Annotated in this window: 16 protein-coding genes; 8 read left to right on the top strand and 8 right to left on the bottom strand. The window is 52.0% G+C overall.

From position 1 onward, the window contains the following. A complete protein-coding gene (locus L3K52_14160; protein ID UOG91330.1) occupies positions 1-1,254 on the bottom strand; it encodes an MFS transporter in 1,254 nt (417 codons plus the stop codon). Between the two features lie 94 nt (positions 1,255-1,348). On the opposite strand from L3K52_14160, the gene L3K52_14165 reads away from it, so the two are divergent. The 5 genes from L3K52_14165 to L3K52_14185 all read left to right on the top strand — a co-directional run bounded on the left by L3K52_14165 (position 1,349) and on the right by L3K52_14185 (position 4,995). Beyond that, positions 1,349-1,762, top strand: coding sequence for a hypothetical protein (locus L3K52_14165; GenBank protein UOG91331.1), 414 nt, complete (start codon positions 1,349-1,351; stop codon positions 1,760-1,762). 52 nt (positions 1,763-1,814) lie between these two features. Beyond that, positions 1,815-2,501 (top strand): phosphate regulon transcriptional regulator PhoB, encoded by a 687-nt coding sequence (gene phoB, locus L3K52_14170; protein UOG91332.1) that lies wholly within the window; start codon positions 1,815-1,817, stop codon positions 2,499-2,501. Between the two features lie 99 nt (positions 2,502-2,600). Then, the gene (locus L3K52_14175; protein UOG91333.1) at positions 2,601-3,803 is read left to right on the top strand and encodes a glycosyltransferase family 1 protein; all 1,203 of its coding nucleotides are present in this window, start codon (positions 2,601-2,603) and stop codon (positions 3,801-3,803) included. Beyond that, positions 3,775-4,314, top strand: a complete 540-nt coding sequence (locus L3K52_14180; GenBank protein UOG91334.1) for a phosphatase PAP2 family protein — start codon at positions 3,775-3,777, stop codon at positions 4,312-4,314. Before L3K52_14175 ends, L3K52_14180 begins: the two co-directional genes overlap by 29 nt. Positions 4,315-4,329: 15 nt before the next feature. After that, the gene (locus L3K52_14185; GenBank protein ID UOG91335.1) at positions 4,330-4,995 is read left to right on the top strand and encodes a GNAT family N-acetyltransferase; all 666 of its coding nucleotides are present in this window, start codon (positions 4,330-4,332) and stop codon (positions 4,993-4,995) included. Here L3K52_14185 and L3K52_14190 read toward each other — a convergent pair. From L3K52_14190 to L3K52_14200, 3 genes are all read right to left on the bottom strand, one after another. Beyond that, positions 4,919-6,079: a glycosyltransferase gene (locus L3K52_14190; GenBank protein ID UOG91336.1), complete on the bottom strand. Its 1,161-nt coding sequence runs from the start codon at positions 6,077-6,079 to the stop codon at positions 4,919-4,921. The two genes, L3K52_14185 and L3K52_14190, sit on opposite strands and share 77 nt — an antisense overlap. Before the next feature lie 6 nt (positions 6,080-6,085). Further along, a complete protein-coding gene (locus tag L3K52_14195) occupies positions 6,086-8,776 on the bottom strand; it encodes a hypothetical protein (protein ID UOG91337.1) in 2,691 nt (896 codons plus the stop codon). 79 nt (positions 8,777-8,855) lie between these two features. Beyond that, a complete protein-coding gene (locus tag L3K52_14200; GenBank protein ID UOG91338.1) occupies positions 8,856-10,727 on the bottom strand; it encodes a PhoX family protein in 1,872 nt (623 codons plus the stop codon). Between the two features lie 168 nt (positions 10,728-10,895). Between L3K52_14200 and L3K52_14205 the strand changes: the two genes are divergently transcribed. Beyond that, entirely contained in the window at positions 10,896-11,708 is an 813-nt protein-coding gene (locus tag L3K52_14205) for an RMD1 family protein (protein UOG91339.1), read from the top strand. 45 nt (positions 11,709-11,753) lie between these two features. Here the strand turns inward: L3K52_14205 and nadN are convergent, their stop codons facing one another. The 4 genes from nadN to L3K52_14225 all read right to left on the bottom strand — a co-directional run bounded on the left by nadN (position 11,754) and on the right by L3K52_14225 (position 19,536). Further along, a complete protein-coding gene (nadN, locus tag L3K52_14210) occupies positions 11,754-13,613 on the bottom strand; it encodes an NAD nucleotidase (GenBank protein UOG91340.1) in 1,860 nt (619 codons plus the stop codon). A gap of 58 nt (positions 13,614-13,671) precedes the next feature. Then, on the bottom strand, positions 13,672-15,411 hold the full coding sequence (locus L3K52_14215) for a phosphate ABC transporter substrate-binding/OmpA family protein (protein ID UOG91341.1): 1,740 nt from the start codon (positions 15,409-15,411) through the stop codon (positions 13,672-13,674). Between the two features lie 12 nt (positions 15,412-15,423). Further along, positions 15,424-18,618: a tubulin-like doman-containing protein gene (locus L3K52_14220; GenBank protein UOG91342.1), complete on the bottom strand. Its 3,195-nt coding sequence runs from the start codon at positions 18,616-18,618 to the stop codon at positions 15,424-15,426. A gap of 102 nt (positions 18,619-18,720) precedes the next feature. Next, positions 18,721-19,536 carry a hypothetical protein gene (locus L3K52_14225; GenBank protein ID UOG91343.1) on the bottom strand — a complete coding sequence of 272 codons (816 nt, stop codon included), beginning with the start codon at positions 19,534-19,536 and terminating at the stop codon, positions 18,721-18,723. A 167-nt stretch (positions 19,537-19,703) separates the two neighbouring features. Here L3K52_14225 and L3K52_14230 point away from each other — a divergent pair, with 167 nt between their 5' ends. Together L3K52_14230 and L3K52_14235 are read left to right on the top strand one after the other, a co-directional pair. Further along, positions 19,704-20,975, top strand: a complete 1,272-nt coding sequence (locus tag L3K52_14230; protein UOG91344.1) for a glycerophosphodiester phosphodiesterase — start codon at positions 19,704-19,706, stop codon at positions 20,973-20,975. Positions 20,976-21,084: 109 nt separating this feature from the next. Next, positions 21,085-21,987, top strand: coding sequence for an Rpn family recombination-promoting nuclease/putative transposase (locus L3K52_14235; protein ID UOG91345.1), 903 nt, complete (start codon positions 21,085-21,087; stop codon positions 21,985-21,987). Positions 21,988-22,019: the final 32 nt, after the last annotated feature.

Below are 22,019 nucleotides of genomic sequence, written 5' to 3' on the forward strand. Positions count from 1 at the left end.
CTACCGACGCGGCACTTTCCACAACAGCCAAGCGCCCAACCCAAACAGCAGCAACACTGCCAGTAAACCTAGGCGGGGTGAATTCGTCAATGCCCCGACCCAAGCCACCAACAACGGCCCCAAGATCGCCGCAAATTTACCCAACATATTGTAGAAACCGAAAAATTCCGCCGCCTGATCCTGCGGAATCAAACTCGCGTACAAGGAACGGCTCAACGCCTGCACCCCACCCTGCACCAACCCAACCGCGCCCGCCAGCAAATAAAATTCCCGCGCCGCCGTCATCTGCGACGCCATCACCGTAATCACAACATAACCTGCCAGCCCCACCAAAATACCGCGTTTCGCGCCAATCCGATTCCCAAGCCACCCAAACGCCAACGCCGCTGGAAACGCAATAAATTGCGTAATCAACAATGCCGTAATCAAACTGTCATCCGCAAATCCCAGCGCCTTCCCGTAATCCACCGACATCAGAATCACCGTATCCACCCCGTCGATGTAAAACCAATACGCCAACAAAAACAGCCACACCACCCGCAATTGCCGAATGTGCCGAAACGTCTCCAACAATTGCGTCACCGACTGCCGCAACAAGGTGAATAGCGGCGGACGCACCGCTTGCGCAGGCGCACGCTCCCGCACCCACCACCACAATGGAATCGAAAACAGCGCCCACCATACCGCCGTCACCCCAAACGCCCAACGCACGGCGGTGATTTTATCCGCCAGCCCAAACCAATCCGGTTTCAAGGTCAGCAATACGCATAATGCAAACAATAAGCCGCCTCCCAAATACCCCAAGCCGTAACCCAGTGCCGACACACGGTTAAAATCCTTTTCCTCCGCCACATCCACCAGCAATGCGTCGTAGAAAATATTCGCCCCCAGAAAACCCACCACCGCCAGCACAAACGCAAACATCGCCCACTGCCACTGGCTTTCCCCCACCAAGGTCAACCCCAAGGTCGCGCACACCCCCAAGGTCACAAAACCCGCCATCATCGGCTTTTTAATCCCGCCTTGGTCGGCAATTGTCCCCAAAAACGGGGCTAACAACATAATCGACAGACTGGCCAGCGCATTCGCCGAACCCAAATGCAGCGTAATATCCTCCGATGGCAAGCCATTTGCCCAATACTTACGAAAGAAAATCGGAAAAAACGCCACCATCACCGTGGTGATAAAAGCCGAGTTAGCCCAGTCATAAAAGGCCCAAGCCCAACGCTCGCGAGTGGTTGTAATCATCGTCATGTTTTAGTGCTTCCCTGTTACCTTTATCGGTATAAATCGACTAAACTTACGTTAAACAGTTTTAAACGAATAATACCCAAATCGCTAGGAGAACATGATGAAAAAGGAACAACGGCTCACGTCCGTGGCGCTTACCTGCGCTTGCTTGCTTACCACCAGCTTATCCCCCTTGGCACTCGCCGCTGATAAAAACGCTTATGCCGGTGAATGGCACAGCCCTGATTTCTCGTTAAATATCACGCCGCAGGCCGCGCAATTCACCATTGACGGTAAAACCTACACCGACACCACCCCCGAATATTTTTACGGGCAACTCGCCACCTCTCCGTTCCTGTACTTGCAAGATGCGCAACAAGAGCATCGTCTCTACCTGATTCTCGACGAAGACAACGACCATCACCAAAGCTTGCGCGGCTATCACGATTACGCCAGTGTGTCTTACCCGTTAGAAATTACCCGCGAAGAGTCAAGAACACCCAATAAAATGCGTACCTTGTCACAAAATTGACACACACCTACGGTTAAATGTGCTTGTAAAAGGAAATTCATACAGGTTTCACATGAGCAACATTTTAATCGTTGAAGACGAGCAGCCGATCCGCAAAATGGTCGGCTTTGCTTTGGGGCGTGCCGGATTCACCCTGCACGAAGCCGAATCCGCCGAACAAGCCTACACCGCCATTCACCGTCAGCGCCCAGAATTGATCCTAATGGACTGGATGCTGCCCGGCATGAGCGGCATAGAATTGGTCAAACGCCTGCAACGCGACGGCAATACTCAAGACATTCCGGTCATTATGCTGACCGCCCGCAATGAAGAGGCTGACCGCATTTCCGGCTTTCAGGCGGGCATCGACGATTACATCAGCAAACCGTTTTCACCCGCCGAACTGGTGGTGCGAATTCAAGCCGTATTGCGGCGCACCCGCCATTCCCAACCGGCAGAAATGCTCGAATTCGCCGGGCTGACCCTTGACCCACTCAGCCATCGCGTCACCGCCAGCGGTCAAGAACTCGACTTTGGCCCCACCGAATTTCGTTTGCTAAAATTCTTTATGCAACACCCTGACCGCGTTTACAGCCGCGAACAATTGCTGGATAACGCCTGGGGTCGCAATGTGTACGTGGAAGAACGTACCGTGGATGTGCACATCCTGCGTTTGCGCAAAACACTGGCAACGCACGGTTTTGAGCATTACATCCAAACCGTGCGCGGGGCTGGCTATCGGTTTTCACCCGCGACATAAATTTTATTACGTTAAATACAACCGTCACAAAAACGTCACTGTCTTGCAGCATTAAACCTGCAAAATCAGTGGAATATTTACCATGAGACGTGTATTTTTGTGTCAAACGCCCGCCTTCAACTTGTTAGCAATCACACCCGCCTGAGCGTCGTCACGGAAACGTGGCCGCCAGAAATCAACGGGGTGGCGCATTCCATTAGCCGCATGGTGGCAGGTTTGCGCACGCGCGGTGGCTACAATATTCAGCTAGTTCGCCCCCGCCAAATGGCAAATGAAAAACCGCAACGCGAAGCGCTGTTTCATGAACATCTCGTTAATGGGCTGACACTGCCTTTTTACAAGGAAGTCCGTTTGGGCTTCCCGCAATACAACGCGCTGAAAAGCCTGTGGAAAAAACAGCGCCCCGACATCGTACAGATTGTCACCGAAGGCCCGCTGGGTTATTCCGCGATGAGGGCTGCCAAAAAGCTTGGCATCCCGGTCATCAGCGATTTTCACACCAATTTTGATCAATACAGCCGCTATTACCGTTTGAGTGGATTTTTCAATCTGGCAAAACGTTATTTGCGCCACGTCCACAATCAAACGCTGGTCACGCTGGTGCCCACCCGCGAATTGCAGCAACAGCTCAGCGCGAATGGTTATACCAAACTCGGCATTTTGGATCGCGGCATTGACGTGGAACGTTTCAACCCACAACGCCGCAGTGAAACCTTGCGTACCCAACTGGGCATTCGCCCAGAACAATTACTGGTTACACTGGTGTCGCGCATGTCGCCGGAAAAAAATCTTGATCTGGCCTTCAGTGCGTTTCGCGCCATCCAAAAACAAGTACCCGATGCGCGTTTCCTGTTGGTTGGCGATGGCCCCGAACGCAAACGCTTGCAAGATGCACACCCTGATTGCCTGTTCGTCGGGATGCAAACCGGCATTGCTTTGGCAGAACACTATGCAAGTGGCGACGTATTCCTTTACCCTAGTACCAGCGAAACCTTCGGCAATGTGGTCTTAGAAGCCATGGCAAGCGGTTTGCCAGTCGTGACGTTTGATTACGCCGCCGCCCGCGAACATTTACGCAGCGGCGTCAATGGCATGGGCATACCGCTCGACGACAACGCCGCCTTTATCCAAGCAAGCCTTACGCTGGCACTAGACCCCGCATTACGCCAGGTTTTAGGCAAAGCCGCCCACCAAACCGCACTCGGCTTAAGCTGGGAAAAAGTGGTGGAACGCCTGCATCACACCATTCAAAACGTACTCCGTGAGGTACATCATGAACATGAAGCGCTTGCATCAACTTAATGACCGTGAAATTCCATTGTGCTTATTGTTCAATCGAATTAATCACCTCAAACCCATCAGTTTCTTTTTTGCAATCATCAGCCGCCTCGGTAATGGGGTATTTTGGTATGCATTAATGCTGATATTGCCACTGGTTTACGGGCTGGAAGCGTTGAGCGTGTCGGCACACATGGCACTGGTCGGCTTGGCGGCGTTGCTGATTTACAAATGGCTGAAAACGTCCACCGAACGCGTGCGCCCTTACAACCACGACGACACCATTTTCCAGAATGTCGCGGCACTTGATCAGTTCAGCTTTCCCTCCGGGCACACCTTGCACGCGGTCGGGTTTAGCTGGGTTTTGCTGCACTATTACCCAGAATGGTACGTACTGGTGGTGCCATTCACCGTACTAGTGGCGTTATCGCGGGTAATTTTAGGGTTGCATTACCCTAGCGACGTGCTGATCGGCGCATTCTTGGGCGCGGGCTTGGCACAAGGGAGCTTCTGCGTGTTGTCTTGCTTATTGTGATGAGGAGTAACCACCATGACATTGCAACCTGTCATCTTGGAAGGCCGTTTAATACGCCTTGAACCCCTGACCGCTAATCATATCCCCGACTTATTGCACGCCGCTCGCGATGAACGCATCTGGCAATACATGTTCTACGGCAATCTCGCAGAACGTGAACCGATGGAAGCCTTCATCAGCAACGCCATCCGCTTGCGTGATCTGGGCACTGACCTGCCATTTGCCGTCATCCACAACGCCACGGGCAACGCGATCGGCAGCACCCGTTTCCGCGACATTTGCCTGAAACACATGAAGCTGGAAATCGGTGGTACTTGGTATGCCAGCGAATACCAGCGCAGCGGCGTCAATCTGGAATGCAAATACCTGTTGATGCGCCACGCCTTCGAGACCTTTGGCACGTTACGGGTGCAATTCAAAACCGACATCCGCAACACCCGTTCGCGCCAATCGCTGGAAAAGCTCGGCGCGGTGCAAGAAGGTGTGTTGCGCCGCAGTGCCATTATGCCGGATGGTTTGGTGCGCGATACTGCCGTGTACAGCATTCTCGATACCGAATGGGGCATGGTCAAACAAAAGCTGGAAATGCGGATGCAACGTTATGCTAACTGTTTTGCGGCGCCGGAATCTGCTGATAAAACCCCAGTAACTTTTCCGCTTGCGCCGTATGCGACCAGGTAGCCGCGTAAGCCAATGCCTCTTCAACTTTGTGCACATGCAGTGCCGTGTCGCTCAGCAAGCGCTCTACTTGAGCAGCAAACGCGGCGGGTTCTTCTGGAGCAATCAAACCGCCCTGCTCCCCTTGCATAATATCCTTGGTGCCTAATACAGCAGTAGACACCACGGGCGTGCCGCACGCCATGGCTTCTAGTAACACCAAGCCTTGGGTTTCGGTACGTGAAGCAAATACAAACACATCCGCCGCTTTGTAACACGCCTGCAAACCACCATCACGCGGTAAATAACCCACAAACCGCACCTGCTGTTGCAAACTGTAGCGAGCCACTTGCGCTTGCAAACCCTTCTCAGCCGGGCCTTCACCGGCGATTACCAACAAAATATCCGGGATGCGTTCACGCAACTTGGCGGTCACATCCAGTAAAAAACCAATGTTTTTCTCAAACGCCACGCGCCCGACGAACAGAATCATGGGGCGCTTTGGTGCAATTCCATAATGCTGACGAAACGCAACGCCATCACCGCTGGCAAACACGTTCATGTCCAAACCCGTTGGCAACACCGTCAGCGGCGTGGTAATGCCGTAATGGATCAGCACTTGCTGCATTGCGGTCGAAGGCACCACCAATGCATCCAAATCCGCGCATTGGGTACGCGAAAAGCGCCGCGCCGCGTAGCGCAACCATTCTTTTGGCAGCCACTTGATGTAGTTATACAAGTATTCTTCAAAAAACGTGTGGTACGTCGCCACCACCGGCAACTTCAGTTTGCGTGCCAGTTTCAACCCAGCGTAATGCGCCACGAACGGGGTGTGAATGTGCACAATGTCGTAATCCCCCGCCCGCAAAGTATCGGTCAAGCGGTGAATATCACGAATGCGCATCATGCGATCTTCCGGGTCTACAATCACATGGCGCGAACTGATGCGGATAATGTCGGTTTCAGTATCTGTCGCAGCGGCGTAAGCCGGGGCAATCAACGTGACGCGATGCCCCGCCGCTTGCAATGCCTGCCGAAATGCTTGGATCGACGTGGAAACCCCGTTGACGCGCGGAAAATACACGTCGGAAACCATTAATATGTGCATTCTTATTTAACCTGAAACCGCCGTGTTGGATGCCAGCTCCAACTCTTGGAAGTTCACCGGCACATTAATTTCGTCTTTACCCCGTTGCAAAGTCAAGCTCAGTTGAATGGTGCCGGAATATTGTTCCAACAACTTCACGGCCTGTTCCTCGCTTTCCAAGCGCACCCCGTTGACCGCCAGCAAGACATCCCCGGTTTTCAATCCGGCTTTCACGAATAATGCCGGGTCAGTGCCGGGGCTTAAACGGTAGCCGGACAATTTACCGCTAACCACCACCGCTTCGGGTTGCACCGCATCAAACAAGCGATACGGGTCAAGCGCCGCATTATCGCGGAATGCTTTCAAATCCACAAAAGCTAATTCATCAGCAGACACACTTAACGGCATCGCTGCCAATGCTGCTGGCTGAGAACGCACGCCCAGTTCCAATTTTTCCAAATGCCCGTCGTCAACGTGTTGCAACAGCGCGTAACGTTCGCCGACTTCCACCAATTTCACGCCTTGATGGGTGTGCAATTCGCGCCCGCTTTGCACCAGAAACTGCCCGTCTTGGTGTTCAATCACCGCGAAACCTTGCCCGGTGGGTAAGCGTAACATCCCCGACAAGCGCAACGGCAAATCCGTGAGCGGAATCGCATTCCAATCCGAGCGCTGTTGCACTGCACGCGCTGCTGGCGCAGGCGCAGTTTCAAATTGCAGCGGGAATTTCAGCAGTGGCAAATAAGCCGGGTTGTAATTGCCTTCCGGGTAAGGTTTGCTGTCGTCAATTTGCGTCGCGGTGTTACCGGCGCGGTAGGTGAAGCTTGCCGGGTTATCCAATTCCACCGCGCGTTCGGTAATAATCTCGCCGGTTTGGTAAGGCGTGCCATCCACCCGTGTCAACGGCTCAGCCGGGGAACGGAAATGGCGGAACGTGACCGGCGTTTCCGCAAACACGTCTTTGCCCTTGGTGTAGCGTTGGCTGACCACCACTTGGCGGTAACGGGCTGCCGTCGCCAACGCATCACGCTCTGGCGGGTACAATAAACCGCCTTTGATCGTGCCATCCGCTGCCAAATGCCCGCCTTTTGCGGTGAATTCGCGCATCAAGCTTTGGCGCAAGGCTTGTACTTGCTGGAAACGCGCAGCACTGGAGGTATCCAACGCAGGCCAATCCGCGCTGTAGCCAGCGGCTTTACGAATCGTGCTGGCCAATACCGCCTCAATCGCAGCAGGCATATCGCCGTACAAACTCGCCCCCACCACGGTTTCCAAGAAATAACGTAATTCGCCTTTACCCAGATCGCGGTTAAGCGGGTCGCCTTGCCGCGCCTTGCCCGGTACGGCGGTGTCGGCACTGTTTTGATCGGCTTGATACAGCAAGTAATTCATTTCTTGCCAGCCCAAATCACCGGCAAATTTGCGCGGCATAGCCCAGGTGCTATCCACTGTATTGCCAGAACCGGAGGTAAACGTCGGGAATTCCGTGCGGGTAATGCCGCTGTGACAACCGATGCACTGCGTCATTTCTTCGCGGGTTTGCGGGCGTAATGCGCCATTTTTGTCTTCAATGTAACCCGATAATAACCAGCCTGCGCCATTGTCGACCCAACCTTGCTCATCATTGCCGTACACGCTGGTGCCTTCTGCTTTGTCGGCAGGGCGGAATTGATCGGGCTGCCAATGCAGGGCTTTGTACATATAACGCACTTCTTTCACCCGCCGACTGCGCGTGCCGGGGAACGGGCTAATGCTGGCATCGGTGCCGTCAGCGCGTACATCCACGTAATGCAGCGGGTGCGCAAACTCGGTTCCCAAGGGGTACAAACCGCGCTCTACCGTGACCGTATTCGCTTTGCCCAGATACATGGTGCTATCCGTGGGCAACAAACGCCCCTGAATGGCGCGTTCCAATACATCCAAATTTTGCGCGTAAGTGGCAAGGTCAAAACTGCCATCCTCACGCTGCATAAAGCTTTCCGGCAAGCGCACGTAGATGCCCGAAACCGAACCCGTCATTGGGGTAAAAATGCCATACGGCATGAAATTCAGCGCCCGCCAGCCGGTGATCCAACCTTGCGCATCACGAAAGAAGCCATTTTTTTCCTGCTGACTGCGCACAAAACCGTCGCTGCTGGCAGGCAAATCCGCCGGATCAAGACCGGGGAATAACCGAAACGGCGCTTGCACTCCCGCATCCCATTGTTTCGGATCACCGGGGCGTTGCTGATAAGCCGCCTTCCAATTGTCAGTGCGCAAATACGTGCGCATGTCCCACGCGGCGGTATCAATGCCCATCGCGGCAACCACGGCGCGTAAGTTTTCAGGCTTTAGGGTATTTTCCCAACGGTTCACCGTGGCGAGCGGCGCAACGGTGTCATACGCAGCAAAGGCGTATTCAAGCTGTAGATTGCCAATGCGGTCTTCCAAACCGGCTTGTGGGTTGTTATTACCCAAACCTTCTTGATAAGCGGCATTGGTGTGGCAATATTGGCAGGCGTTTTGGGTGCCGCCGGAAGTTTCGATGTAACACTGCGCTGGCGTGTGCGCGTAAGGGTTTTCAAACAGCACCGGGTTGGCACGATCACCCCGCAAACCTACGCCGGGTGCGGCGGCAACTGTTGGCTCAAGAGGGCTTGCGGTGGTATTCGCCACCTCATCGCCGCAACCTGTCAACGCCAGCAATAATGCCCAAACGGATAACCAATATTTGTTCATAATACCTCGCTCCACACAAATGAAGGCCGATAAGCAGCACTTACCGGCCTTCAGACTAGAACTTTACGTTGCGTAAAGCTTATTTGATAGCTGGCAGACCGCCAATGTAACCGACGTTAGCGTCGAACTTGTCGATAGCAGCGATAGCTTTGTCGACTTCAGCGTTCTTACCTGTTGCCCAGTCACCGTGGTGCTGGCTGTTGCTCATGATGTAAGCGTTGCCATTCATATCATCAACGACTTGCAAACCTGTGTTCTCAGCACCGACTGGCGCCGTCAGAATGCGGCTCAACGCCTTCGTATCGACGTTGTATGCCCAGACGAAGTTGTTGACGTGTGTACCGGAGTCTTCGCCCACAAACAAGGTGCGCATTTTCTCAGAGAAGAAAATGTTGTCAGTGTTAGCGATTTTATTAGGGTTAGCAGTGTTGCCCATGGCGTCTACTGCAATGTCTTCACCCAACAATGCGGTTTCAACATACATATTGGTGGCAACGTAATCGGAGTTGATTGCTGCACCCGCTGTGTCTTTCTGAGCCGACTTCATGTCCAGTGTGTAAGTTGCGCCAGCATTCAGCTTTTTCAGCTTAATGTCGTCCGCTGGGCCTTTCGCATCTTCCAACATGCCTTTGTCAACATAAGACATTGCCATGTACAACTTTTTGTCTTTGTCGTTGACCGCGATACCTTCCATCTTGTTGAACTCGGTAGTTGCGCCCTTGATAGCAGCGTAACGGCGTGTTTCCAAGAAAGCGGCAGCTTTTTCCTGACCGGCTTTCACAGTCAAGCATTCATCAGCAGTGGAGCCAGCACGGACACGGGTATAACCTGCCGGGCAAGCACCCGCCGTTGGTGCAACCGCATCAAAAATGCTTGCAAACGTTGCAGTGTCAGCCAGTGCTTTAACTTCTTTGCTGTTAGCACTGCCCAGTTTGATCCACGTCAGGTTGGCTTTGCCGCCTGCATCGGCTGAGGTTTGCGTCCACTTAGCGGCATACAATGTACCCGCAGACAAGTCACCTGCTTTATCAGCCACGAACATGTTCACGAAAACGTTCGTGCCGTCGTCACCGAAGTAAGCGGTTTTGCCATCAGCCATGACTTTAGCCATTTCCCACGTACCGCGCCCCATGGCGTAATGCTTGACTACGCTGGTGGTGCCGTCTTCTTTCACGGTGACTTCAGGAATGAAACCGTAGTGGTAAGGGTTAGCGGTTTTTTCGTTGTTGAAATACTTTTCAGTCAACGCTTTTAAGCCAGCCGTGGTAGTGGTGGTGCTGGTTGTGAGTGGGTTGTATTGCAGATCGTAATCTTCTTCAGAACCCAAATGCGTGTTCCAAGGCGTTTGTGAACCCGCACAAGGAATCCACAAACCATCAACGCTAGAAAAGTCGATAGGACGCTGGGATTTAACCGTCAGCTTGCCATCAGTACCCTGGGTAATGCCAGTCAGAATCATGGACATTGGCATACGGGTATACCAATTAGCCGCTTTGTAAGCTTCAGCACCGTCAGACAAAATCCAGTCGTATTCCAAGTGGGAAACCATGAACAGGTTGCTGCCCACTTTCAACAGGCTGTTGGAATCCGGGGTCTCAGCAATCACTGGCTTGCCCATTGGGTCCATGATTGGCTTCATTTTAGCGTCGTACAACTGACCCGCTGGGTTAGCATTGCCGCCCACTTTGTCTTTGACGCCAAACAGCTTGTTGTAAGTTAAAGGGAAATCTTTGCTAGTGCCGTCAGCGTAAGTCACCTTAGCAACGGAAGTGGAGTAGGTTTTAGCCAGATCAGCCGCCACAGCAGGCGCTGGCATATTGCTAAATTCAATAGATTTGAAGCTAGAAGTCGTGCCAGTCGTTGTGGCAGGGCTTGCGTCATTATTATCGTTACAGCCAGCCAGCGCAGAAGCGACTGCTAATGCCATCAAGCTGATTTTCAGATATTTCATTGGGTTATCTCCATTGATAATTTGGGCGTGTACGCGCTGCAATGTAGCCTTATATCTTGACGTTAGCGTTAAGCTTATGTTGCGGTTTTGTTAAATATCGGGAGTGTTTAGATATTCACACTTATGCCGTACACTTGCTATCACACTTAAAACGATATGATGACTAGCATGAACAACCTATCCCTCAACACCCAAGCCGATGGCAGCATCCGCGTGCGCGAAGCCCTGCTCGGCAGCCGCATTGACACCAAACCGTTTCGCGCTGATGAAACATTAGGCATTAACCCGCTGACTGTCGCCATTCCCGGCGGTGGTTGCGCGATGTTATTCCGCTACGGCGTTGTGGTATTTTTTGGTCTGAGTACCGAGCAAGAAAGCGCTTTCATGGAACGCTTGCTACCGTTGATCCAAGATCCGCGCACTTGGCCTGATGACGAATTACTCAACTTGCGCATTGAGGCCGACACGCTCGAAGGCGTTGATGCTAAAGGCTGCTTATGGTTGCACGATACTTCGGTGCAACGCTTGCAACTGGTGGCGGAAATGCTGGCACGTAGCTCAATCCTGTCCGATGACGAAGCCCGCCTGACCAAAACTTTTGACAAGATCGAGCCGTTGGCGCAAAACCTCAGCAAACAAGGCCGTGTCGGGCAAAGCAAGCAAGTATTACTGACCTATATTGGCGATTCCCTGCTCAGTCAGCAGCGCATGGTCGGGCGTGCCGAAGTCGCTGACAAACCCGATTTGTTGTGGGAACGCCCTGAACTGGAAGGTTTGTACCTGCGGCTAGAAGATGAATTCGAGTTGCGCGAACGCCATTTAGCGCTGGAACGCAAGCTGCAAGTGATCTCGAATACTGCCGAAACTTTGTTAGATTTACTGCAAACTCAGCAAAGTTATCGGGTGGAATGGTATATCACCATTTTGATTGTGGTTGAAATTGGGCTGACGTTGTATGAGCTGTTTTTCAAAGGGCATTGATGAGTACAATCCATTGGATTGTACTCATCTAAAGGTTCGAGTTCGTTATTGCAACGTGCCGCTTTTGTCAACGAAACGCTGCGTGCTGTACTCTTCTAACGGCAATTTCACCACGCTACGCCCGGCGGCAGTTTCGCGGGTCACGTAATCGGCAAAGGATTGCGCGTAATCCAAGTAAGTGTTCAGCTTTTTAGATGCCGCTAAATTCTTGAACGTGGTGTAACCATCACCGCCAGTAGCGAGGAAGCTGTTGGTTACAACCTTGTAAGTTTTCACGGGATCAATCGCTGTCCAAGTACCTTTAACACGCGGGTTAATTTGCACATTGGTGACACGCGCACCTTTGGCTTGCGACAAATCCGCTTCCCAACGCAAACCGGCTGCATACGGGTATGAACCTGTTGAACCTTGTGGATTCAGCGCGAAATCAATGCCGTCTTCCAAGGAATCGACAATTTCTTTCCCCGTCATATCCATTTCAGTCAACGTGTTGGCAAACGGCAGTAAGGTATAAGCCGTGCCGAGGGTAATATCGCCTGCGGGTACGTCAACGCGCACACCGCCAGCATTCTGCAAGCAAATGTCAGACGTCAGGCTCATTTCCAAAAACGCTTTGGAAACGATATTGGCAATGTCACTGCCATTTGATTTGGTGGCAGCAGTACAGCCTGCGGTTTTGCTCAAACCTTGATTAGGAACGCGCTCATGGCACAGCGTTTCAGCGGCTACGCCAATTTTGGTTTGCTTCAACACGTCGACTTGCTGCGAATAGCTGTCGAGATTGGTTTGTGCAGCGGCATCCGAGGTAACAATGGAAAGTTCCGGCGCATCGGCTACCACTTTCAGCACCGCATCACGCTCCGCACCCGTCAGTTCCACATTGCTCACTTTGAAGGTGTCGCTCAGCAACAAGTGCGGTGTACCGGAACACGCACTCACGTCACCGTTGGCGTCGAATTCAATGCTCAACTCGCCCACGATGTCGCTGTACTGCGAGGCTTGTGCGATACACACTTGCTTGCCGTTTGCATCGGTGGTTTTGGTGGGGTAAGCGCCTTCTGGTGTCAGGCCAAACGTTTTGAAACCGTCGCCTAGCAAGGTGTGCGAGTCGCCGCCAACAATCACGTCAACGCCCTTCAATTTTTTGGCAATTGTTTGGTCATTGGTGTAACCCTGATGCGTCAGCAAAACGATTTTGTTGACACCCTTACCCGCCAATTCGTCGATGTATTTTTGTGCGGTAGTAGCTTCATCCGCGAACAGCGTGGTTGCATCCGGGCTGGAAGAGTTTTTGGTTTTGCCCGCAATAGTCAGGCCGATAATGCCAAATTTCTGCCCGTTGATTTCCTTAATAACGTAAGGCTTGATGTAATCAGTGGCAGAAGTCAAGGTCAGTGGTGACGTACCGACTTTGGGTTGTACGTTTGCCGACAATACATCGGTTTTGCACACTGCACTGCCGTTGAGGAAATCGAGGAAAGTTTTCAAACCGGCATCACCGGAATCGAATTCGTGATTCCCCAAAGTGAAGGCGTCAAAGCAGACTTGATTCATCAGTTCTGCATCTGCTTTACCTTTAAACAGGGTGAAATACAAATCGCCGGTGGTCGCATCACCCGCGTGCAGTTTCAATACATTGCCACCGCTGGCTGCCAATTCGTCGATTTTAGCCACAACGCGCGGGAAACCGCCGGTTTTGACAGCGGTGGCTTTGCCCGCCAGCGTCAGGGTGGCGCTGTTGGGTTGCAAGTGTGAATGGTGGTCGTTGATGTGCAAAATGCGCAGGCTAGTCGCAGGTACCGTGTTAGCTGGGGTCACTGCCGGGGTGTCATTGTCGTTACAGCCGCTCATTAGCCCTAGGGTGGAAATGCACAGGCTGAACAAGAAAGAATGCTTGAGTTTCATTATAAGACTCCGAGTTGTTTGGTGGTTTTTGATATACAGCAATTGTGTGACAACTTAATTAAGGCGAGGCCGGTGTAGGGCGTTGCAACCAAACTTCTACCCGGCGGTTTTTCGCCAAACTTTCCGGCTCATCCTCACGCGGGTCAAGCAGTAAAGAAGGTTCTTCACCAAAACCAGTCACTGTCTCAATCTGAATGCCTTCAGTCATCAACTCGTCTTTCACTTGGGCAGCACGCTGCTTTGATAACTCAAGGTTTTTCGCGGCATCACCTTTAGGGTCAGCGAAACCCACCAGAATCAACTTCGCCCCTTCAAACTCAGGTTTACCCAGTTTTTCGGACAAACGTCCCACATCGCGGAAAGCCCGGTTATCCAGTTCTGAAGCGCCTGAGGCAAAGCGGAAATTGAGCTGTGTGTCTTTGCGATCGGCCTGACGAATCAAATCCTTGTAAGCCTTGGGAACATTAGCATCATCCAGCAGACGTTGCTTGTCAGCATCAACGACCGACATGGCTTCTGGGTCTTCTTGGTCAGCAATGGCCACTTCCACCAAACCCGTATCATTAACAACCTTCTGCCCGGCATTGCTTAAAGTGAACTGGATAAACTCAGCCGCCAATGGCTTAGGCTGATTGGTCTGGTATAAGAACAACCGGCGACCTAACGGATAATCCTCCGTCTTGACGGTGAAACGTGTGGGAGCCAGCGCACTAACGCCCTCGCCCATACTCACTTTCAATGCCTTAGAAGTACCAATGTAATTCAGCCCGATGAAGCCAATCCCGTTCAAGTCACTCGCCACGTTGGAAGCCAATTCTTTGCTGTCTTCAAAACACATCAGATTAGCCTGTTTGTCGCACTCCAGCTTTTGCCCGGACAGCACCAAATGTTTAAACGTGTCGTAAGTGCCGGATTGCTCGTCACGCGAATACAGCTTGATTGCGCCGGAATTACCACCGAGTTGCGCCCAATCAGTCACTTCACCCAAGAAGATTTTCCTGATCTTTTCCACGCTCAATTTGTCGATGCTGTTGCTGGGGTTGACAATGACCGCCAAACCATCCAAGGCAATGACGTGTTCTTGCGCTCGTGAACCGGGATCACCCTTATTCTGCGCTTGAAACTTTTCTGCCATTTCCTTTTTAACCGGGCTGGATGACATACCAACGTCCGCATGACCACCCAGTAAGCCGACCTGCTTGTTTTTATCGGTTTCGTCAAAGGCGGTACTCGAACCGTGCGCCTTAATTTCAACAGCATCCACTTCCGCTGAAGCTGGCTTTTTACCTTTGATTAACACTTCTAAGTCGGCTAACGGCACTTTTTCAATAGCCGTATAGCCTTTTTCCTGCATGAAAGCTTCCACCAAAGCAGGCGCGAGTGTCGCCCCAATCGTATTAGAACCGTGGATGCGCAACACGATATTGGGGCTGGGTTCTTTAGGTTCTGCTGGCGGCGTAACCGGGGGAGGTGTTACAGGTGGCGGCGCTGGCGTTGGATTAACCACCGGCTGCACCGGCGAGCTTGACGCGATGGGTGCAGCGGGCGCTTGCAGGTACTTCCAACCCGCGAAACCACCGCCCGCCAGCAAGAGCAACAAGGGCAGCAACCACAATGCCCACTTGGGAAAACCAGTTCCCCCGTCACTCCCGGATGCTGCACCTGCGCTCGTCGCAACACGCAACGGTTTGCCGCATTCCGTACACACAAAATTATCTTCCGTTGAATCAATAACTTTGTGGCTGTCCGCTAATGAACATTCGCCGTAATTTGCACAACGGCCATATTTCCTTGCCATGCTTCACCCCGCTTAAAAAATGGAATTGACCCGTTCAATGGCTGTCTGGGTAGATGCCCTGAATTCATGGTAAATCGGGTCGTGAATATTACCGTCGCGGTTATCGCGCACCGCCAGAATTTGTTGCTGGATGGACTGCACCAAGACTTGCCGTGTGCTGGCTATGCGGTACTTTTCTTTGCTGAGTTCTGTTTCAACCGCATCTTGCAACACTTCCAACTGTGCTTCAGTGGTGGCACGCTGTAATTCCTGAATTTTGCCAACATCCAGTGCCGCCACCTGTTTAGGGCTTTCCAGCAGTGCTACCAACTCATCCCGATAGACATGCTCTTGTGGAATGCCGTACTCATCCAACACTTCCAGAATGCGCTCCCACTGCCCGGACTGGCGGTTTTGGTCACGCCGTAACAGCCCCAAGGCCACCGCGAGTTGCAGCACTGGCAAGATTTGCTTGCCCGGCTGCCCCGGTGGGGGACGCAACAAGGAAGGCAGTTCAGGCTTATGGTCTTCAACATGCACTTCCAGCAACGCCCTTTCCCGCATCCCTTGCGCCAGCCGAAAATCGTATTTTTCCTTCAAGTCATGTACCGGCTGCAAAAAGCGTAACGGATACGCATATTTGAAACTGATCAGCGTAATCTCGTTGCCTCTGAGATTGGTATCAATCACATGCGGGATAACCCCATCGCCTTGTGCCTTGACGAACAATTCTGCCAGACGCTTGCGGAACTCAGCCTTGTCCGGGCACTCAGGCAATAGCACAGCCATCACCGCTTCTGCCCCGCGCCCACCACCAAATTCGTTGGTGTCATATTTCATGAACGTTTGCGCACTGCGCACCAAGTCCAATACGTATTGTTGCAGGCGTTTATCATCGGAAAACTGTTCCGCCATTTTCGCCACAATATTGACCCCCACCAAACGGCCTTGCTCCCCGGTTTGGTTGGTATGGGCAACCTCAGAATTGCGGCGGCTCACATCCTCCAGCACCCGCTTGAGTTCACCATTGCGGATACCGTGGGCAACCATTGCCGAGAAATAGCGTTCTTTTCCCTTGTTTTGGCGCTGATTTTCCGTAACGACCTGAAGGAAGCGCCGCCGTACTTCACCTGCCCAAGCTTTTTGGTCTTTCTCCTGCTCCAACAAGGTACGGACAAACTTGCGTACCTTGACTGGCTCGTAAAACTTGATCACGTTCTCCTGCAAGTCACTGTGTTGCTCATCCACTTGACACGTTTGTGCAATGCGGCTGTCGAAGAAACGCACGGCATCATCCAAACCGTTGCGAAATTCCGCCAAACCGGGCTTGAACTTGTCACGCAATTCCGCCAGCAAACGACCCAAGAACGTTTCAGCAAACCGCCAAGCCATTTGCAAGCTGCGTCGCTCGTACAGTTCACGCAGCAACTCTGCCTGCGCCTCAAAAATCTTCTCGCGTTTGCCAAACAAGGTGCGTGCGATCAAGCCGGTTTGACCCCACATGTCCCGATTGGCGGCAATTTTTTCATTGGTGATCGTCTCACCTTCTGCCAATTTTTCGCGGATAGCCGGAATGTTGCGCAAGCGGCTTTCCACGTCTTCCAGCAGGTCATCCAGCAACACCTCCAAATCCGTGGCGGACAAGCGGCCTTCTTCCCACTCCTGAAGCATCCAGTGTTCCAAGGTGTCACGGACTTCGGCGATATGCCGGTCAGGTTTGGTCAGATCATCCAGTTTGGTGTTGTAAAAAGTCTCGACCCCCAAACCCCGAAAAGTTTCGGCATAGCGCCGCTGAAATTCCTCCTGCAATACATCGAGCCGCACATCTTTGCTGCTTTCGTGCGGAAATTCCCAGGCGGCTTTTTTGAGGTGGACAACCACATCTTCCCAGTCCTGCTGGACGCTTTTCCATGCCCGTTTGGACTTGACCTCATCATCCAGTATCCCCGCCTCCAGCTTGACTTGCGGGGTACTGATTTTCCACAACTGGCGGTTATCTTCTTTCTGGACAAATTCCTTGAAACTGATTTTGCGCGGCTCCGCCAAATACTCTGCTCCAATGTGCTCAGGCCAGTGGTTGTAGCGCATCTGTAACGCCGCTTGGCGGGAAAACTGGGCAGAAAAATGTTCACGGATTTCCTCTTCAGGAATCACCACTCGCTTCATGCCAAAACTCTGGAAGCGCACACTGCGCAACTTGACGTTGGGATTGCTCTTTTTAGCCTCATCCGGGGTAGCAAGATTTTCCAGCGAAATCGCGTCACGTAACGCCCGGTGCTTGTCCGGGATGGAACGGTCAATCAAGAAAATACGTTGGTAAACCAGTTGCGCGATCAGTTCAGGAATTTCCTGTACCGGCAATGCCCGATTCTGTTCATTGATGGTGGAAACCAGAAAACACCCTTGCAAGCGATCTTTCAGCAGGGTTTCACCGCCCCGCGCCGGATTCTCAAAGCGTAAGGTTTTGCCGGTCAGGTCAATGGGTGCAAACAAAGGGCCACCCTTGTTCGGCCCTTCTTTGCTGTCAGAAACCAGATAAGCGTTGAGTTCTTCCAAAGCCGCGTAGCCATTGGCGTAATAATTGCTGGCGACACCGTTTCGCGCCCAAGGCGAATTGGGTTCTGGCAACAGCAAGTACAAATAAATCGGGTATTGTTGTGGGTCACGGTACAACGCCCGCAGTTGGGCGATGACGTGCAGGAATGAGCCGCTGCCTGTCCCGCCCGCCAAACCCGCAAACACATGAAAACTGACTTGGGCTTTATTGCTTTTTTCTTCCAACCCTTTGGTCATGCGGGTGACGTGTTCGACAAACCCGGCAGAACGTGGCTCGAACAACGCAACACCCAAGCGGCGCATTTGCCCACCGGCGGTTTCACTGATGTTCATGGAACTGAAAATATCGCCCCAGTAAGCGGGATTGCCAATGTAACGGTGAGTAACGGGATTGTGTTCAGGGTCTTGCAGGCGTTGCGCCAAATTATTGCTGGTAATGGAAAAGCGGCTTTCTTCGTCAAGGCTGATGTCTGCACCAATATCGCCTTGGGTACGCCAGGATTCACTACCGGCAAGATCGGCACGACTGGAGTCAACGTAAAGGCTTTTGATGTGTACCCCGGTTTCCTCAGCAGGCCTGAGGGAGCGGAATTCTTCATAAATCGTTTTACGGAAAGCTTTGAGAACTTTGCCGCCTGTTCCCCCTAAGCCGATGAGTAGGTAGTTACTCATGGTATTCTCCTGTTCTCGTGAATTATGCTCAATATATTATTTTTGTAATGTTACATACTCATGGCATCCCCACAAGATTATACGGAAAATTTTACCACTTGCTTACTGCCCTAAGCGTTCCATCACCAGCGCCATATTATCCAGCGCATACCAAGGTCGAACCTCGAATACTTTACGACTGGTTGGGAAATGATCACGCAATTCTGACATTGCTTCAAAATAATCCCACTTCAAGGTGTAACTGTCCGCACGGTTCATGCCCGACACCTCGGTTTCTGTGAAGGACAGGTGTTGATCCGCCAACCCGTTATTCGCGTGCAAATGAAAGTGAATGTGGAAACCTTTGTCGCTGAGTTCGCGCAGCCACAACACCCACTGCGGCAACTTTTCCTGTGACCAGATTTTGGCGTGACCAATGTCAAAACAATGGTGGATATGCACCAGCTCTAACCGCTCGACCAACTCGAAAAACCAGCGGTAAAATTCCAGATTATGGTAGGTATTTTCAATGTAAATGGGGTGCTGGTATTCAGCGCATACCGCTTCCAAAACCTGTAATTGACGGGTTAAATGCTCTGCTAACGCTTTGCGATGTGCCGGACGCTGGCTGGTGGGCGTATTGTGCAGGTGCGTAATCGAATAACTGGAGCCGATTTCCTGCGCCAAAGTAAGTTGCTGATGCAGTTGCTCTTCCATGCCCGCAATCGTGAACAAGCTGAGGCGCTGATGATCCAGATGCGTATTGACCGGAATTCGGCTGGGCGCTTCCTGCAAACTGCTGCGGATAAAATCCCATGCCGCTTGATTGCCAAAATACAGGCCAATTTCCAAGGGGCGTTGCTGGCTAAGTGCAGCATTCACCACCGGCACGATTTCTTCGCGGTTTTTCTCGACGACTTTATAGCCAAAGGTTTGCACAGCACTACTCCCGTTCCAATGTCGACGCGGATTCTACCTGCTTTGTGTTGCAGCGGTATGAATCCCCAACGGCTTGACTGTCATATTTCTGTCAAGCCTTAATCATCCTCTGTACACAAGGCTCTGCTAGGCTAAATGCGCTAACCCGTTTGCCAAGGAGGCTTACTATGCACACTGAACTGATGCGTTTTCATTTGAGTACCACGCTACTCGCTCTCGTTACCGCCCTGCCACTCGCTCACGCCACTGACCTGAACCCTGCTGACAATATTCAAGTCGGCCCGCGCCCTTATTATCTGGTTGAGGATATGGATGCCGGTCAACTGAAAGAGGAATTGCAACATTGTGGCAATCAACCGTTCCGCAAAACCGATTTTTCCATCGGTCATCGCGGCGCGGCGCTGCAATTTCCTGAACACACCAAGGAATCTTACCAAGCCGCTGCCCGCATGGGTGCTGGCATTATCGAATGCGACGTCACCTTCACCAAGGATAAGGAACTGGTGTGCCGCCATTCCCAGTGCGACCTGCATACCACCACCAATATTGTTGCCACCCCGTTGGCGAACAAATGTTCTAAACCCTTCACCCCAGCACAACTCGATGCCAGTGGCAAAGTGGTGAAACCTGCGTCAGCCGAATGCTGCACCAGCGACATTACCTTGGCGGAATTCAAGACGTTGAAAGGCAAAATGGATGCCTCCAACCCCAACGCGACTACCGCTGCGGATTACCTCAAAGGCACCGCCAATTTCCGCACCGACCTGTATACCGCCCCTGGCACGCTAATGACGCATCAGGAAAGTATTGCCTTATTCCAGAAAATGGGGACAAAAATGACGCCAGAACTCAAGTCTGCCAGCGTCAAAATGCCGTTTGATGGCTTCACCCAGCAACAATACGCCCAGAAAATGATCGACGAATACAAAGCTGCTGGTGTACCCGCTTGCGACGTATTTCCGCAATCGTTTGAACTGGATGACATCCTGTACTGGGTCAAACACGAATCAGAATTCGGTGAACAAGCCGTGTATCTGGATGATGAGGTATACAAAAACGACCCCGATGAAAACCTCGTTCCGGCTGACTACCAGAAGCAGATTGCCGCCATGCCATCCCTCAAAGCACAAGGCGTAAACTACCTTGCGCCCCCGATGTTCACGCTGGTGGAACTGGATGCCAACAACGACATCGTGCCATCGGCTTATGCCAAAGCTGCACAAGCGGCTGGCATCAACCTGATCGCGTGGACGTTGGAACGTTCTTACCCGATGACCACGGGCGGTGGCTGGTACTACCAAACCGTCAACAAAGGCATCAACAACGATGGCGACACCCTGAAAATGCTCGATGTACTGGCACAAGATGTCGGCATCAAAGGCATTTTCTCTGACTGGCCTGCCACTGTTACTTACTACGCCAACTGCAAAGGCTTGTAAGCCCGCTCGCAACACCCGGACGCATAAGGATGTGTGTTCGGGATCATCACTGTTGGTGAATTCATTTATGCTAAACTTACCTCATCCAGCTACCTGACAGGCGAGCGCCATGCAAGATAAATTCATTAACCTTTTCACTGACTTCGGTTTCAAAAAGCTGTTTGGTGAAGAGCCGAACAAAGACCTGCTGATCAGCTTCTTAAATACGCTATTGCCTGAAAAACACCATATCCAAGACCTGCAATTCACCAAAAATGAATACCAAGGCGCTAACGCCCTCGACCGCAAGGCAATTTTTGACCTGAGCTGCACCAGCAGCACGGGCGAGCGCTTTATTGTGGAACTGCAAAAAGCCAAGCAGAATTATTTCAAAGATCGCAGCCTTTATTACGCCACCTTCCCAATTCAAGAACAGGCGCAACGCGGTGATTGGGATTACAAGCTCACAGCAGTTTACACGGTCGGCATCCTCGACTTTGTGTTTGACGAAGACCGGCGCGAAGATGACCACGAGGTCGTCCACTTCATCCAACTGAAAAACCAGAATGGGCACGTATTTTACGACAAACTGACGTTCATCTACCTGACCCTGCCGCATTTCCAAAAAACACGCGGGGAACTCCGCACCCTGCAAGACAAATGGTTTTACATTTTCAGACACTTGCATGAGTTGCAGGAAATCCCGCCAGAATTGCAGGAAGCCATTTTCCTGAAATTGTTCGCGGTTGCCAACATTGCTCAATTCAGCCCCATTGAACGGCAAGTGTACGAAGACAGCCTTAAGTATTACCGTGATTTGAAAAATGTGACGGATACGGCTCGCGACGAAGGTTGGCAGGAAGGCAAGGCAGAAGGTATGGCTGAAAAGGCACGGGAGGTGGCCTGTCATCTGCTGCGGCTTGATATGATTTCTGATGCAGAGATTGCCAGCATGACGGGGCTGACGGTTGATACGATTCAACAACTTCGGTTACAGATAGCGGCAGATACACCTGATGTGCAGGGCGGATAACGAAAAAATCATCCCCTTTTCACCGCATTGAC

Origin of the sequence: Candidatus Thiothrix sulfatifontis (assembly GCA_022828425.1) — a bacterium.
GTDB lineage: Bacteria > Pseudomonadota > Gammaproteobacteria > Thiotrichales > Thiotrichaceae > Thiothrix > Thiothrix sulfatifontis.

What these genes read in the sequence shown, in the direction of transcription:
- L3K52_14160 (UOG91330.1), bottom strand. Translation starts at nt 1,254, where the DNA reads ATGACGATGATTACAACCACTCGCGAGCGTTGGGCTTGGGCCTTTTAT.
- L3K52_14165 (UOG91331.1), top strand. Translation starts at nt 1,349, where the DNA reads ATGATGAAAAAGGAACAACGGCTCACGTCCGTGGCGCTTACCTGCGCT.
- phoB (UOG91332.1), top strand. Translation starts at nt 1,815, where the DNA reads ATGAGCAACATTTTAATCGTTGAAGACGAGCAGCCGATCCGCAAAATG.
- L3K52_14180 (UOG91334.1), top strand. Translation starts at nt 3,775, where the DNA reads ATGAACATGAAGCGCTTGCATCAACTTAATGACCGTGAAATTCCATTG.
- L3K52_14185 (UOG91335.1), top strand. Translation starts at nt 4,330, where the DNA reads ATGACATTGCAACCTGTCATCTTGGAAGGCCGTTTAATACGCCTTGAA.
- L3K52_14190 (UOG91336.1), bottom strand. Translation starts at nt 6,079, where the DNA reads ATGCACATATTAATGGTTTCCGACGTGTATTTTCCGCGCGTCAACGGG.
- L3K52_14195 (UOG91337.1), bottom strand. Translation starts at nt 8,776, where the DNA reads ATGAACAAATATTGGTTATCCGTTTGGGCATTATTGCTGGCGTTGACA.
- L3K52_14200 (UOG91338.1), bottom strand. Translation starts at nt 10,727, where the DNA reads ATGAAATATCTGAAAATCAGCTTGATGGCATTAGCAGTCGCTTCTGCG.
- L3K52_14205 (UOG91339.1), top strand. Translation starts at nt 10,896, where the DNA reads ATGAACAACCTATCCCTCAACACCCAAGCCGATGGCAGCATCCGCGTG.
- nadN (UOG91340.1), bottom strand. Translation starts at nt 13,613, where the DNA reads ATGAAACTCAAGCATTCTTTCTTGTTCAGCCTGTGCATTTCCACCCTA.
- L3K52_14215 (UOG91341.1), bottom strand. Translation starts at nt 15,411, where the DNA reads ATGGCAAGGAAATATGGCCGTTGTGCAAATTACGGCGAATGTTCATTA.
- L3K52_14220 (UOG91342.1), bottom strand. Translation starts at nt 18,618, where the DNA reads ATGAGTAACTACCTACTCATCGGCTTAGGGGGAACAGGCGGCAAAGTT.
- L3K52_14230 (UOG91344.1), top strand. Translation starts at nt 19,704, where the DNA reads ATGCACACTGAACTGATGCGTTTTCATTTGAGTACCACGCTACTCGCT.
- L3K52_14235 (UOG91345.1), top strand. Translation starts at nt 21,085, where the DNA reads ATGCAAGATAAATTCATTAACCTTTTCACTGACTTCGGTTTCAAAAAG.